General features: G+C 66.2%; 13 protein-coding genes. 6 read left to right on the top strand and 7 right to left on the bottom strand.

Annotated elements, in window-relative coordinates:
- Window positions 1-35: 35 nt before the first annotated feature.
- Window positions 36-338: a 30S ribosomal protein S21 gene (rpsU, locus tag CI41S_RS05780; protein WP_139857783.1), complete on the bottom strand. Its 303-nt coding sequence runs from the start codon at window positions 336-338 to the stop codon at window positions 36-38.
- A gap of 263 nt (window positions 339-601) precedes the next feature.
- On the opposite strand from rpsU, the gene aqpZ reads away from it, so the two are divergent.
- Window positions 602-1,324: an aquaporin Z gene (gene aqpZ / locus CI41S_RS05775; RefSeq protein ID WP_139857782.1), complete on the top strand. Its 723-nt coding sequence runs from the start codon at window positions 602-604 to the stop codon at window positions 1,322-1,324.
- Window positions 1,325-1,379: 55 nt separating this feature from the next.
- Here the strand turns inward: aqpZ and CI41S_RS05770 are convergent, their stop codons facing one another.
- Window positions 1,380-2,483 carry a 5-(carboxyamino)imidazole ribonucleotide synthase gene (locus CI41S_RS05770; protein ID WP_139857781.1) on the bottom strand — a complete coding sequence of 368 codons (1,104 nt, stop codon included), beginning with the start codon at window positions 2,481-2,483 and terminating at the stop codon, window positions 1,380-1,382.
- Window positions 2,480-2,968, bottom strand: coding sequence for a 5-(carboxyamino)imidazole ribonucleotide mutase (purE, locus tag CI41S_RS05765; protein WP_139857780.1), 489 nt, complete (start codon window positions 2,966-2,968; stop codon window positions 2,480-2,482). Before purE ends, CI41S_RS05770 begins: the two co-directional genes overlap by 4 nt.
- A gap of 154 nt (window positions 2,969-3,122) precedes the next feature.
- On the opposite strand from purE, the gene CI41S_RS05760 reads away from it, so the two are divergent.
- A complete protein-coding gene (locus CI41S_RS05760) occupies window positions 3,123-3,854 on the top strand; it encodes a GGDEF domain-containing protein (protein ID WP_139857779.1) in 732 nt (243 codons plus the stop codon).
- Between the two features lie 58 nt (window positions 3,855-3,912).
- On the opposite strand, the gene CI41S_RS05755 is transcribed toward CI41S_RS05760, so the two are convergent.
- The 3 genes from CI41S_RS05755 to CI41S_RS05745 all read right to left on the bottom strand — a co-directional run bounded on the left by CI41S_RS05755 (window position 3,913) and on the right by CI41S_RS05745 (window position 4,788).
- On the bottom strand, window positions 3,913-4,164 hold the full coding sequence (locus CI41S_RS05755) for a hypothetical protein (RefSeq protein ID WP_139486584.1): 252 nt from the start codon (window positions 4,162-4,164) through the stop codon (window positions 3,913-3,915).
- Window positions 4,165-4,182: 18 nt separating this feature from the next.
- On the bottom strand, window positions 4,183-4,392 hold the full coding sequence (locus tag CI41S_RS05750; protein WP_139486585.1) for a hypothetical protein: 210 nt from the start codon (window positions 4,390-4,392) through the stop codon (window positions 4,183-4,185).
- A gap of 189 nt (window positions 4,393-4,581) precedes the next feature.
- Window positions 4,582-4,788: a YdcH family protein gene (locus CI41S_RS05745; protein WP_029085523.1), complete on the bottom strand. Its 207-nt coding sequence runs from the start codon at window positions 4,786-4,788 to the stop codon at window positions 4,582-4,584.
- A 243-nt stretch (window positions 4,789-5,031) separates the two neighbouring features.
- Between CI41S_RS05745 and CI41S_RS05740 the strand changes: the two genes are divergently transcribed.
- The gene (locus CI41S_RS05740; protein ID WP_139857778.1) at window positions 5,032-5,223 is read left to right on the top strand and encodes a YdcH family protein; all 192 of its coding nucleotides are present in this window, start codon (window positions 5,032-5,034) and stop codon (window positions 5,221-5,223) included.
- 88 nt (window positions 5,224-5,311) lie between these two features.
- On the opposite strand, the gene CI41S_RS05735 is transcribed toward CI41S_RS05740, so the two are convergent.
- Window positions 5,312-6,415 carry an NAD(P)/FAD-dependent oxidoreductase gene (locus tag CI41S_RS05735; protein ID WP_139858579.1) on the bottom strand — a complete coding sequence of 368 codons (1,104 nt, stop codon included), beginning with the start codon at window positions 6,413-6,415 and terminating at the stop codon, window positions 5,312-5,314.
- Window positions 6,416-6,665: 250 nt separating this feature from the next.
- On the opposite strand from CI41S_RS05735, the gene CI41S_RS05730 reads away from it, so the two are divergent.
- From CI41S_RS05730 to CI41S_RS05720, 3 genes are all read left to right on the top strand, one after another.
- On the top strand, window positions 6,666-9,353 hold the full coding sequence (locus tag CI41S_RS05730) for a sensor domain-containing protein (protein ID WP_139857777.1): 2,688 nt from the start codon (window positions 6,666-6,668) through the stop codon (window positions 9,351-9,353).
- A 268-nt stretch (window positions 9,354-9,621) separates the two neighbouring features.
- Window positions 9,622-11,199, top strand: a complete 1,578-nt coding sequence (locus tag CI41S_RS05725) for an ABC-F family ATP-binding cassette domain-containing protein (RefSeq protein ID WP_244626410.1) — start codon at window positions 9,622-9,624, stop codon at window positions 11,197-11,199.
- Window positions 11,200-11,872: 673 nt separating this feature from the next.
- Entirely contained in the window at window positions 11,873-13,333 is a 1,461-nt protein-coding gene (locus tag CI41S_RS05720; protein ID WP_139857776.1) for a glycerol-3-phosphate dehydrogenase, read from the top strand.
- Window positions 13,334-13,427: the final 94 nt, after the last annotated feature.

The raw sequence follows: 13,427 nt of genomic DNA, 5'->3' as shown, positions 1-13,427 counted from the left end.
CCCGCGTTGTTAGACTTTCAGATCGGCAAAACGGTTCAGCGCGGACCGCGACCAGGACCGCCCGCGCCGCCACGGCCGCCGGCGCCGCGATCGCCACCCGGACCAGCGCCGAACACCGGCTTCGGCTTCATCGGCAGCAGGCCTTCGCGCTGCAGCTTCTTGCGCGCCAGCTTGCGTGCGCGGCGCACGGCTTCGGCCTTTTCACGGGCCTTCTTCTCGGAGGGCTTTTCGTAGTGACCGCGGAGCTTCATCTCGCGGAAAATGCCCTCGCGCTGCATCTTCTTCTTCAGCGCCTTGAGAGCTTGGTCGACATTGTTATCGCGGACGAGAACCTGCACGCGGCATCCTCTTTTGCATTGATCGGTTCGGAATTCTGGCGAAGCAAGGGACAGCAAAAGGCCGGCCTCTTAACCCTAGGCGCGCGCATGTATCAGACAAATGCGCAGATGTCCACCGGTGGTGTGACTTTCGGGCCTACTAAAGCCACGAAATGCGGCGAAAATGCCCTTGTGTGGCCCTGATTTGGGAGGTTTGGCGCCGAGATCAGGGCTGCTCCCGGCGTTTTGAGCAACCCGGACATTGGAAATAGGGGAGATGCCACATGGATATGAAGAAATATGCGGCCGAGCTGATCGGCACGTTCTGGCTGACATTCGCCGGCTGCGGCAGTGCGGTGATTGCGGCCGGCTTTCCGCAGGTCGGTATAGGCCTGGTCGGCGTATCGTTGGCGTTCGGGCTGAGCGTGGTCACCATGGCCTATGCGATCGGCCATATCTCGGGTTGCCATCTCAACCCGGCCGTCACCGTCGGGCTCGCCGCCGGCGGGCGGTTTCCGACCGGCCAGATCCTGCCCTACATCATTGCGCAGGTCGTGGGCGCGATCGTCGCTGCCGCGGTGCTCTATGTGATCGCCAGCGGCGCGCCGGGCTTCGATGTCAGCAAGGGCTTTGCGTCGAACGGCTATGACGCGCATTCCCCCGGGCAGTACAGCATGGTGGTGTGCTTCATCACCGAGGTGGTGATGACGATGATGTTCCTGTTCATCATCATGGGATCGACCCATGGCAAGGCACCGGCCGGCTTCGCGCCGCTCGCGATCGGGCTCGCGCTGGTGATGATCCATCTCGTCAGCATTCCCGTCACCAACACGTCGGTCAATCCGGCGCGCAGCACCGGACCGGCGCTGTTCGTCGGCGGCTGGGCGACGGCGCAGCTCTGGCTGTTCTGGGTTGCACCGCTGATCGGCGGCGCGCTGGGCGGCGCGCTCTATCGCTGGCTCAGCGATGAGCCGACCGGTGTCGTCGCCGGTGTGAAGACGGCCTGATGGGCAGAATGGGATCGTGAACGTCACGGTCCCATTTTTCCATCGGCTGAGGGGACTATGGCTTGCGGGCCGGGGTCACTTCGGTGACATGGCCCATCTTGCGGCCGGGGCGCGGCACGCCCTTGCCGTAGAGATGCACCGTGGCGCCGGGAACGGTGAGCCACTGCTGATAGCTCAGGATGTCGTCGCCGATCAGGTTGGTCATGGTGACATCGCCATGGCGCACCGGCTTGCCCAGCGGCCAGCCGGCGATCGCGCGGATGTGCTGCTCGAACTGCGAGATCGAGGCGCCGTCCAGCGTCCAGTGTCCGGAATTGTGCACGCGCGGCGCGATCTCGTTGACCAGCACCGTCGGCGCGCCGTTGCCGGGCACCACGAACATCTCGACCGCGAGCACGCCGACATAGTCGAGCGCTGACGCGATCTTTTCCGCGATGGCCCGCGCCTGGGCCGCGAGCGCATCTGATATCGCCGCCGGCGCGCGCGAAAATTTCAGGATGTGATCGCGATGCTCGTTCTCGGTGACGTCGAAGCATTCGACTTCGCCCGTGGCCGAGCGCGCCGCGATCACCGAGATCTCGCGCTCGAACGGCACGAAGGCCTCGAGGATCGCCGATTTGGTGCCGAGATCCTCCCAGACCTGGTCGACGTCATCACCGTCGCGGATGATCGCCTGGCCCTTGCCGTCATAGCCGAAGCGGCGGGTCTTGATCACGGCGGGCAGGCCGATCCGCGCGATCGCCGCGTGCAGCCTGGCGATCGAGGTGACGTCGGCATAATCGGCGGTACCGATGCCGAGCTTGCTGACGAAATCCTTTTCGATCAGCCGGTCCTGCGTGGTTTCGAGGATCTTGTATGCCGGCAGCACCGGGCGGCGCGCGGCGAGCACCATTGCGGTCGCCGACGGCACGTTCTCGAATTCATAGGTGACGACGTCGACATCATTGGCGAACAGCTCGAGCGCCTCGACATCGGCATATTCGGCGCAGATCGCGTTCTGCACCACGTCGAATGCCGGCGAATCCGGATCGGGCGAGAACACCTGGCATCTGAGCCCGAGGCGCGCCGCGGCCATGGCCAGCATCCGGCCCAATTGCCCACCGCCGAGGATTCCAATGGTGTCGCCCGGCTTCAGCTTCACAGGACCAGAAGCCGTCACGCCGAGGCCTCCGGATCATCCTTGACCGCGTCGGTCTGCTGCTGTCGCCACGCCGCGAGCCGCGTCGCCAAGGCGGGATCGTTGAGCGCGAGCACGCTGGCGGCGAGCAGCGCGGCATTGATCGCTCCGGCCTTGCCGATGGCGAGCGTGCCGACCGGAACGCCGGCCGGCATCTGCACGATCGAGTAGAGCGAATCGACGCCGGACAGCGCCTTCGATTCGACGGGAACGCCGAACACCGGAAGCTCGGTCAGTGAGGCCGTCATGCCCGGCAAATGCGCGGCGCCGCCGGCGCCGGCGATGATCACCTTGTGGCCGGCCGCCTTGGCGCCCTTGGCAAAGGCATAGAGCCGGTCGGGGGTGCGGTGGGCGGACACGATCCGCGTTTCGCAGGCGACGCCGAGCGCCGCCAGCGTCTCGGCGGCGTGGCGCATGGTTTCCCAGTCGGACTGGCTTCCCATGATGATGGCGATCGGGGCGGTCATCTCGTCAATTCAGTGCAGGAATCCAAAAGCATAGGCCGATTATAGGGACGGCCCGGGCGGCATCCAAGGCGTGGCAAGGGAGTTAGAATGCACTATCCTGTCTTGGTGAATCCCGGCAAGCCTTCATTCAGCGGGCCTCAACAAGGATGCGCGCATGAAGAAGACGAAGGCGCCCGGCTCCAAGGCTAAGGCCAAGACTGGCTCCAGAACTGCCGCCAAGACCGCCAAGTCCGCAAAACGGCGGAAAGGTGCGGCCGGGGCGCGCCAGGCGGGGCCCGGCCGGAGCGGAACCGCCGATACCGCGCGGAAGCGGAAGGCGGCCGGTTCCGACGACAAATCGGCGATTCGCCGGCTGAAGGCGCAGCTGGCGCGGGCGCAGGCCCGGATCGAGGAACTGCAGGCCTCCGCCGAGACCGATTTCCTGCTCGACATCCTGAACCGGCGCGGCTTCGAGCGCGAGCTCGCCCGCTCGCTGTCCTTCATCAAGCGCTATCACGCCAGCGGCGCGCTGGTCCTGCTCGACGTCGATCGTCTCAAGCCGATCAACGATACCTATGGCCATGCGGCGGGCGACGAAGTGCTGAAGGCGATCGTCGCCGCCTTGTCGGACCAGGTGCGCGCCTCTGATGTGATCGGCCGGCTCGGCGGCGACGAGTTTGCCGTGCTGCTGTGGAATCTCAGCGAGACCGATGCCCACGCCAAGGCCGCAGCGCTGGAGGAAATGATCGACGATCTGAGCTTCGTGTTTCGCGGCAGCCAGGTCTCCGCGGGCGCGTCCGCCGGAGTCGCGATCTTGACGCCGCATTCGGATGTCCAGCGCGTCCTCGATGAGGCCGATCGCGCGATGTATGTGCGCAAGGCGCAACGGCGGCACGAAGCGCCTTAAGCGTGATCCGGAAAAGTGCGAAGCGGTTTTCCGAAAGAGATCACGCGCCCACAAGGAGCTAAAGCGCGCTCAAATCAGTCGGCACGTTGCCGAACGCCCGCAGCAGCTTGGCGTCGCCGAATTCGCCGATCGCGGGATCTCCGGTGCGGCTGAACGCGACCGCGCCGATGCTGCCGGGCATCCGCGACATCGTCTCCGCACGGCGCAGCGCAATGGTCGGACTCTGGCATTCCTCGGCATTGCCCGCGACCGGCTCGCCGTCATCGTCCTGCAGGAACGGCAGCGCCACGTAGTAGGTCACATCGGACATCGGTTGGCTCCTCACGGATCAGGCGGCGTCACTCGCCGCTTGCGTCGGCGCAGGCACGCAGCCGGCGGTGATCGCGGCCTGCAATTCCTCGAGCTCGGCTTCGAGATATTCGTTGGCCATGATCAGCGCCTTGATGGTGCTGCGCAGGTTGCCGTCGCACATCGCGATCGCCTGATCGCACGCCTTCTCGTAGCGGCTGTTGTCGGACAGGGAAGACGGCGCGGACATGGCAAAACTCCCTTGCTGGCTGGCGGGGCATGTTCTCCTTTTGTTCTAAAGGAGTCAAGGGCCGAAAATCGCCCCTTGCCGGTGTGTTGCCGCGAACGTGAAGCCGGCGGTTGCTGTGGATGACGGGGAAAACACCTGCGCGCCTTGAACCGATCCTGCCGACCGGCCGAACGCCAAAGAATGCGCGTGTCAGGCGATGATGTCGGGCGTGATCTGGTCTTCGATGAAGGCGATGCGATCGCGCAATTGCAGCTTCCGCTTCTTCAAGCGCTGCAGCATCAAGAGGTCCGGCGCCGGCGACTGATGCAGCGCGTCGATCGCGGCATCGAGATCGCGGTGCTCTTGTTGCAGACGCGCAAGCTCGGCGTGGAGTTCGCGCTCATCCTGGTCGTTCATGGGTGTAAGCTAACTGATAAGCACGATAAGGTTGTGGCGGACGAAGCAGCCGCCGCCTGGCGAAATATCGTCCTTGGGCACGCGCCGCGCAAGCTGGACTGGTTCCGTAGTCACGATTGGTTACAGATCAGCCGGAAAATCTGCATGTGGCATTTCGCGTCCCCCATCGACAGTCCGGCGCACTTGTGTACACTCCACCGTCCGGATCGAACCTGAGGTTTAACGCACCGAGGAGAGTTCGCAATGGCAATCCAGGCCCATCTCATTGAGCTGGAGCGTAAGCACAAAATACTAGAGAACGAACTGCACGAAGCCCTCGTGCACCCCTCCGTAGACGACCTCCACATTTGCGAGCTGAAGCGCCGCAAGTTGATGGTCAAGGATCAGATCGAACGGTTGAAGCACTCCGCAGTCCCTGACGATACGGTCCACTAGACCCCCACCAACATTAAAACCTGAGCTGATCTGCCGCCGGATGGACGCTTGAGCGCGACCATCCCTCGGCGGACTATGCTGCAGCTGCTCAGAGTCCGGCCAGCTCGCCGACGTGGCCGGCGATGGCCAGCGACGAGGTCAGCCCGGGCGATTCGATCCCGAACAGGTTGATCAGCCCGGCGACGCCGTGGTCGTGCGGCCCCTGAATCAGGAAATCCTGGGTCGCGACCGCCGGCGGCACGATCTTCGGCCGGATTCCCGAGTAGCTCGGCATCAGCGCGCCGTCCGGCAGGGTCGGCCAGTATTTCCGGATCGCCGGATAGAACCGCTCGGCCCGCGCCGGGTCGACGGCGTAATCGACGTGGTCGATCCATTCGACGTCGGGGCCGAACCGCGCCTGTCCCGCCATGTCGAGGGTCAGGTGCACGCCGAGCCCGCCGGGCTCCGGCACCGGGTAGATCAGGCGCGAGAACGGTGCCCGGGCGCTGCAGCTGAAATAATTGCCCTTGGCAAGGTAGGCGGTCGGGATCAGGTCGAGCGGCATGCCGTCGATGCCGCGGGCGACCGCGCATGCGCCGAGGCCGGCCGCGTTGACCAGGAGATCGCAGCCGAGCGCCATCGGCGCGGCGCCGCCCGCCTCGATCTCGAACCCGCCGGCGGTGGCCCTGGCGTGCAGCAGCGGCGTGTGGAAGGCGAACGCGGCGCCGGCCTCCTCGGCATCGCCGCGCAGCGCCAGCATGTAGGCATGGCTGTCGATGATCCCGGTGGAGGGCGACAGCAGCGCCGCGTCGCAGTTCAGCGCCGGCTCCAGCGCGCGTGCCTTCTCGCCCGACAACAGCTGCATGTCGTCGACGCCATTGGCCTCGGCATGGGCGCGGATCGCCTCCAGCTTCGCGGTTTCCGCAGGTGAGGTGGCGACGATCAGCTTGCCGCAATTCCGGTGCGGGATGCCGTGCTCGGCGCAGTAGCGGTACAGCGCGCGCTTGCCGCTGACGCACATGCGCGCCATCAGGCTGCCGGCGCGGTAGTAGATGCCGGCGTGGATCACCTCGCTGTTGCGCGACGAGGTGACGGTGCCGATCCCTTCGGCCTCCTCGATCACGACCACCTCGCGGCCGGCCTGTGCCAGCCGCCGCGCCACGGCGAGGCCGATCACCCCGGCGCCGACGATTACGCAATCAACCCTGTCCATCTTGTCCTTCAGATCCGCGCCTTCGGCACCGCAACGCGCCGCGATGATCGTTTTGCGCAAGCTCGTTCTCTCGAGCAAGTGCTTGTCGCATCTGGAATAGTCGCAGGAGCCATGCCCTGTTAGTGGACTATTAATCATGTCAGGGCAATTGCCGCAAAATTGAGCGGCATTTTCCGGTTGCATCGGTGTGCGTTTACCCGATCCAAACCGCCGACCCCGGACACTCCGCCGCGAAATCCGCGGGTGACTGATGAGTGGAAGGAAGTGGCAGGCGGGCGGGCAGGATTCGATTCCGGCAAGGGCCGGGCTTTGCCTGATTGCCGTCACCACGGGGAGCAGCGCCGCCTGGGCGGGCTCGGGCTCCTTCGCGCCGTCGGGCTATCTCGGTGACCTCGATCCCAACGTGGTCTGGGAGCTCCTGATCGGCTGCGTCGTCGTTGCCTCCTTCCTCGGTGCCATCGGGCTCTGGATCCTGTCAGCGCTGCGCAAGGCCAAGCGATCGCAACTGCGTCGCAACGCCTTCGTCTCGTCTGCCCTCAACCACCTCAACCAGGGCGTGGTGATGACCGACGCCTGCGGGCGGATCGTGTTCTGCAACGATCGCTATCTCGACATCTATGGCCTGTCGCGTGCCGACATCCGCCGCAACATGACCGGGCCCGAACTGCTGGAGCTGCGCTGCAGCCGCGGCGCGCTCGACGTCAGCCCCGACGATTTCTACACCAGGGCCGCGGCGCCCGAAGGCATGGTCACCGAACTGCCGGGCGGCCGCTCGGTGCTGGTGAAATATTTCCCGCTGCCGAACGGCGGTTCGGTGGCGACTCATCTCGATTGCACCGACCAGCGCCAGCTGTCGCGCAAGCTGGCCTCGACCACGCAGTTCCTGGAATCGGTGCTCGACAACGTCCCGGTCTGCGTCGCGGCCAAGAACATCGAGGATGGCCGCTACATCTTCGCCAACCGCGCTTTCGAGCGCTTCTCCCGCTTCTCGCGCGATCATATCGTCGGCAGGCACGCCGACGAGATCTTCCGCCCGGAGACTGCCGCCAGCATCGCGTCCGCCGACCGTGCGGCGCTGGACGCGCCGGCGGGATACCATCGCAGCGAGTTCGTCGTCGAGCGCGGCGCGGAGAAGCGCATTCTCGCCTCCAATCGCGTCGTCGCCCGCAACGAGGCGGGCGAACCGGAATTCCTGATCGCCCTGTTCGAGGACGTTACCGACCGCCGCTCGCTGTCGCGCGAGCTCGAGAACAACAAGAAATTCCTCGAACTGGTGGTCGACAACATCCCGGTCTCGCTGATCGTCCAGCGCGTCAGCGACGGCGGCTATCTGCTCGCCAACCGCAGCGCCGAGACCATCCTCAACCGCCGCCGCGAGGACGCCACCGGGCTGACCGCCACCGACATCTTCAACCCGCGCGAGGCCAAGCTGATCATCGCCCGTGACGAGGCGGCGATCCGCAAGCGCAGCATGGTCGCCGAGGAGCACCCGATCTCGACCAAGGACGGCCTGCGGCTGTTCCTGACCCGCCGCATGACCGTGCTCGACGACCATGGCGAGCCGCAATATCTGATCAAGACCCATGAGGACGTCACCGACCGGCGCCAGACCGAGTCGCGGATGGCGCACATGGCCTATCACGACGGCCTGACCGATCTGCCGAACCGCGCCGCATTCCTGCAGGCGCTGACCCAGATGATCGAAGCCTGCGCCGGCACCGACGAGGAGTTCGCGGTGCTCTGCGTCGATCTCGACGGGCTGAAGGAGATCAACGACGTCTTCGGCCATGCGATGGGCGACAAGGTGCTGATCGAGGTCGCGCAGCGCCTGCAATCGGTGGCGCGCGGCGGCGTCGTGGCGCGGCTGTCCGGCGACGAATTCGGCCTCATCATCGACGGCAAGCAGCCTGCCGCCGGCATCGCGCTGGCCGAACAGGCGGCCGAGGCGTTCGGCGAGGATTTTGTCATCGACGGCAAGTCGGTCCGCACCGGCATCACCACCGGCATCGCCGTGTTCCCGCATAACGGCTCGGATGCGGCCTCGCTGCTCGCCAATTCCGGCGCGGCGCTGTTCCGCGCCAAGGCGAAGTCGCGCGGCACGATCTCGATCTACGAGCCGGAGATGGACCAGCAGATCCGCGACCGCCGCGTGCTGCACCAGGAGCTGTCGGTCGCGATCAAGAACGGCGAATTGTCGCTCTACTACCAGCCGCAGACGACGGCGGGCGCGAGCGCTGCGGAAAGCTCGGTGATCGGTTTCGAGGCGCTGGCGCGCTGGCACCATCCGCAGCGCGGCTTCGTGCCGCCCGGCGACTTCATTCCGCTCGCCGAAGAGAGCGGCCTGATCGTCGAGATGGGCGAGTGGATCCTGCGCGAAGCCTGCCGCGAGGCGGCGTCCTGGGCGGTGCCGCTGCAGATCGCGGTCAACCTGTCGCCGGCGCAGTTCACCCATGGCGACCTCGTCGGCCTCGTGCATTCGATCCTGCTCGAAACCGGGCTGACCCCCGATAGGCTCGAGCTCGAGATCACCGAAGGCGTGCTGATCGAGGATCTCGACCGCGGCCTGTCGCTGTTGCGGCGGCTGAAGGCGCTCGGCGTGCGTATCTCGATGGACGATTTCGGCAGCGGCTATTCCTCGCTGAGCTATCTGCAGGCGTTTCCGTTCGACAAGATCAAGATCGACCGCGCCTTCGTCATCAATCTCGGCCGCAACCCGCAATCGGCCGCGATCGTGCGTGCGGTGATCGATCTCGGCCATGGCCTCGAAATGTCGATCGTCGCCGAGGGCGTCGAGACCGAGGCGCAACTCGGCTTCCTCGCGGAGGAGGGCTGCGACGCGGTGCAGGGCTATCTGCTCGGCAAGCCGGCGCCGATCGGCCAATATGCCGAGCTGGTCGGCGGCGGCCATCTCCTGGAGACCGTGCGCAAGGCCGGGTAGTTGGCCTGCGCTTGCCATCGGTTGCATGCGCGGCTAAGTTTCAAGCCCGCAACATTCCAGCCGCGAAAGGAGGGCTGCGTCGTGACCAAATATGCCGATCACCACCTGCGGCGTGGCCCCGGTAGCGCCCTGCAAATGCGTTTGCAGGGCTGACCGGAAACTCGCGTAGCACTTCTTCCTGGTCTGCCCTTCGTGGCCGTGCGGCGCCGAACGCGTGAGCGTTCGTGCCTGCACCTCAATCCCCGCCGCGCTTCGACACGCCCATCTGATGATGGCTGTTGCCTCGGATGTCGCGTTCGCCGGCAAGACCAGAGATTTGATCGTGACCATCATCAATATACGCAATCTCGGCGTGACGCTGAACGCGCCGCTGTTTTCCGAGCTCAACCTCGTCGTCAATGCCGGCGACCGCATCGGCCTCGTCGCCGCCAACGGCCGCGGCAAGTCCACGCTGCTGCGCTGTATCGCCGGCACCATGGAGGCCAATGCGGGCGAGATCACCCGGTCGCGTGGCCTCACCATCGGTCATGTCGAGCAGGACGCGCCGGCGGCGCTGCTAGAGGCGCCGTTTCACGCCGCCGTTCTCGCGATGCTAGCCGGCGAGCAGCGGGCCAGCGAAGGCTGGCGGGTCGATGTCGCCCTGCAATCGCTCGAGGTGCCGGAGGAGCTCTGGGAGCGGCCGTTGAAGCAGCTCAGCGGCGGCTGGCTGCGCTTTGCCATGCTCGCCCGCACTCTGGTGACCGAGCCCGATGTGCTGCTGCTGGACGAGCCGACCAACCATCTCGATCTCGCCAAGATCGGCCGGCTCGAAGCCTGGCTGACCACGCTGCCGCGCGAGATGCCGGTGGTGATCGCAAGCCACGACCGCGCCTTTCTCGATGCGACCACCAACCGGACGCTGTTCTTGCGCCCGGAACGCTCGGCGCTGTTCGCGCTGCCCTATACGCCGGCGCGCGCGGCGCTCGACGAGGTCGATGCTGCGGATGAGCGGCGTTACGCCAGGGACATGAAGACGGTGCGGCAGCTCCGCCAGCAAGCGGCGAAGCTCAACAACCTCGGCATCAATTCCGGCAGTGATCTCTTGCTGTCGAAGACCAAGCAGTTGAAGCAGCGCGCCGAAAGGCTGGAGGAGACGGCGAAGCCGGCGCATCTCGAACGCTCCGCCGGCACCATCCGGCTCGCCAACCGCGATACCCATGCCAAGGTTCTGGTCAGGCTCGACAACGCCGGCATCGCCGCGCCCGACGGACGGCTGCTGTTCCGGACCGGCCAGCAATTCATCTGCAAGGGCGACCGCATTGCCCTGCTGGGACCGAATGGCGCGGGCAAGACCCGCTTCGTCACGGCGCTGCGCCAGGCGATCCAGCATCCCGCGACGGCGCCGGTCGAGATCAAGGCGACGGAGTCGCTGGTGCTGGGCTATTGCGACCAGGCGCTCGCCGATCTCACCGAGACCGACACGCCGATGCGGATGCTGACCCGCCGCTTCGAGATCGGCGACCAGCGTGCGCGCGGCCTGCTTGCCGGCGCCGGCCTGTCGATCGAGATGCAGGGCCGTCCGATCGGGCGGCTGTCGGGCGGGCAGAAGGCCCGGCTCGGCATGCTGGTGCTGCGGCTGACCCAGCCGAACTTCTATCTGCTCGACGAGCCGACCAACCACCTCGACATCGAGGGGCAGGAGGCGCTGGAGGAGGAGCTGATGGAGCAGCAGGCCAGCTGCCTGTTGGTGTCGCACGATCGCCAGTTCGTGCGCGAGGTCGCCAACCGGTTCTGGGTGATCGAGGGGAAGAAGCTTGTGGAGGTCGATGGACCCGAGCGCTTCTTTGCCTCTGTTGGTGCGGGGTGATGGAGGGGCGCGACCAATATGGCGAAAACAACCCCATGCAAAGTAGCCGGCGGCGGCCGTTCGACCCGGCCACTGTCCGACCAAGCCGCTTGACACGTCGGGCAAGTCAGGGGTAATCTTCCAATATTCCGAAATTGTGCCGACGTCGTCCCTCGCCCCGCGGGCGGGAGGGCGAAGCGTTTCCGTGCGGCGACGCTCAGGGTGACGGGTTGGCCTGCTCAACTTGCTCGGTGTCATCACCCGCGCATGCGGGTGATCCGGTATTCCAGAGGCGGTTGTGCTTGAGCGGATAGGGTGCGGCGTACTGGATCGCCCGGTCCATGTGCGCAATTGCGCACAGGCCGGGCGATGACAGCGATGGGTGGGAAGAGGCGAAGCGTTTCCATGCGGCGCCAGCTCAGGGTTGCTCAACTTGCTCGGTGTCACCCGCACAAGCCCGGCCATGACGGCATGGGAATGGGGGCAGCTGTGATTGGTCGAGAGGCCGCGGCGTACTGGGTCCCCGGTCCCGTCTCCGCCAAGGCTTCGACGGGGCTCGGTATCAGGCACGCCGAAGCACCTTGCGAGGGCGGCAAGCCGGGGGACGACACTGAGTATGTGGCGCGCCATGCCGTGACGCGATTTGCGTGCGACGACGTATTCCGTTCGCACGGAAATGCGATAGGCATTGCGCATGGCGGACTACGATCTTGCGATCATCGGCGGCGGCTTGAACGGCACCAGCGTTGCGCGCGATGCCGCCGGCCGCGGCCTGCGCGTGATCCTGCTCGAGCAGGGCGATCTCGCCTCCGGTGCCTCGCAGGCTTCGCCGCGGCTGATCCATGGCGACCTCGCCGGGCTGGAGCGTCGCGCTCTGTTCCGCGTCCGGACCGCGTTGAAGGAGCGCGATGTCTGGCTGCGTATCGCACCGCATCTGGTGCGGCCGGTGCGCTTTGCGATTCCCGCCCATGCCGAGGAGCGGCCGCTCTGGCAGTTGCGCACCTGGCTGTTGCTCTACGACCGGCTGGCGTCGCGTAGCGGGCTGCCGCACTCAGTGACGGTCGATGTCACGCACCATCCGATCGGTGATGCGCTGAAGCGGCCGTTCGGAACCGCGTTCGAATATTCCGACTGCGTCGTCGACGATTCCCGGCTCGTCGTGCTCAACGCCGTCGATGCCGCCGCGCGCGGCGCCGATATCCGCACCGGCGCGCGCGTGGCCCGGGCCGACCGCGGTGACGTCTGGCGGCTGGCCGTGATCGATCGCGGCTATCGCCGGGTGATCACGGCGCGGTCGCTGGTCAACGCCACCGGCGCGTGGGCCGCCTCCGTCGCCGACACCGTGCTGCGCGTGGCTGCGCCGCCGCTCACGACCGTGCAGATCGGCCAGATCGTGGTGCGCAAGCTGTTCGACAACGACAATGTCTATGTGTTTCAGAACAGCGACGGCCGGCTGATCTTCGCCAGCCCCTATGAGCGCGACTTCACCCTGATCGGCACCGTCGGTCACGCCTTCAAGGGCGATCCGGCCGTGGTCGCGATGGGCATGCATGACGTCGCCTATCTCTGCGAGGCGGCCAATCGCTACTTCCGCCAGCAGATCGCGCCGTTCGACGTGGTGCGGACGGTGTCCGGCGCCAATTCCGTCATCGCGCGCCGCGCCGCACGCGATGGAGCGATGCGCCTCGATTTCGGACGCGGCAGGGCGCCATTGCTCACCATGCTCGGCGGCGACATCACCACCGCGCGGCGTCGTGCCGAGCGCGCCGTCTCCGAGTTCACCCGGTTCTATCCGATGACGCCGCGCTGGACCGCGACCGCGCCGTTGCCCGGCGGCGCGTTCGGCTGGCAGCTCTTCGAGACCGAGGTCGATATCGCCCGCGACCGCTGGCGCTTTCTCGGCGAGGCCGAGGCGCGGCGGCTGGTGGCCGCCTATGGGCTGAACGTCGAGGAGATCCTGGGCGATGCCAAGCAGAAGGCCGATCTCGGCCCGGCGTTCGGCCCCGAACTGACCGGCGCGGAGGTGCGCTATCTGATGCAACGGGAATGGGCGCGCTTTCCGGACGACGTGTTGTGGCGGCGCACGAAGCTCGGGCTCAGCATGCCGGAAGCCGACCGCGAGGCGCTCGCGGCCTTCATGGCGAAGTTTGATTGACAATTTAGCGCGGCGAGGAGAGAGAACGTTGCGCGCCGCGGGGACGTGAGGCGAGACAAGGGTGGCGCCAACCGCGTGAGGAACGCACCGGCGG

Origin of the sequence: Bradyrhizobium ivorense (genome assembly GCF_900696085.1) — a bacterium.
GTDB lineage: Bacteria > Pseudomonadota > Alphaproteobacteria > Rhizobiales > Xanthobacteraceae > Bradyrhizobium > Bradyrhizobium ivorense.
Note: the sequence above shows the minus strand (reverse complement) of the source record. Positions and strands in the feature narration are given on the sequence as shown.

Bases quoted from the DNA above. Each gene is read 5' to 3' on its own strand.
- CI41S_RS05735 (WP_139858579.1), bottom strand. From the start codon at position 6,415: ATGGACAGGGTTGATTGCGTAATCGTCGGCGCCGGGGTGATCGGCCTC.
- CI41S_RS05740 (WP_139857778.1), top strand. From the start codon at position 5,032: ATGGCAATCCAGGCCCATCTCATTGAGCTGGAGCGTAAGCACAAAATA.
- aqpZ (WP_139857782.1), top strand. From the start codon at position 602: ATGGATATGAAGAAATATGCGGCCGAGCTGATCGGCACGTTCTGGCTG.
- CI41S_RS05760 (WP_139857779.1), top strand. From the start codon at position 3,123: ATGAAGAAGACGAAGGCGCCCGGCTCCAAGGCTAAGGCCAAGACTGGC.
- CI41S_RS05750 (WP_139486585.1), bottom strand. From the start codon at position 4,392: ATGTCCGCGCCGTCTTCCCTGTCCGACAACAGCCGCTACGAGAAGGCG.
- CI41S_RS05725 (WP_244626410.1), top strand. From the start codon at position 9,622: ATGATGGCTGTTGCCTCGGATGTCGCGTTCGCCGGCAAGACCAGAGAT.
- purE (WP_139857780.1), bottom strand. From the start codon at position 2,968: ATGACCGCCCCGATCGCCATCATCATGGGAAGCCAGTCCGACTGGGAA.
- CI41S_RS05730 (WP_139857777.1), top strand. From the start codon at position 6,666: ATGAGTGGAAGGAAGTGGCAGGCGGGCGGGCAGGATTCGATTCCGGCA.
- CI41S_RS05720 (WP_139857776.1), top strand. From the start codon at position 11,873: ATGGCGGACTACGATCTTGCGATCATCGGCGGCGGCTTGAACGGCACC.
- CI41S_RS05755 (WP_139486584.1), bottom strand. From the start codon at position 4,164: ATGTCCGATGTGACCTACTACGTGGCGCTGCCGTTCCTGCAGGACGAT.
- CI41S_RS05745 (WP_029085523.1), bottom strand. From the start codon at position 4,788: ATGAACGACCAGGATGAGCGCGAACTCCACGCCGAGCTTGCGCGTCTG.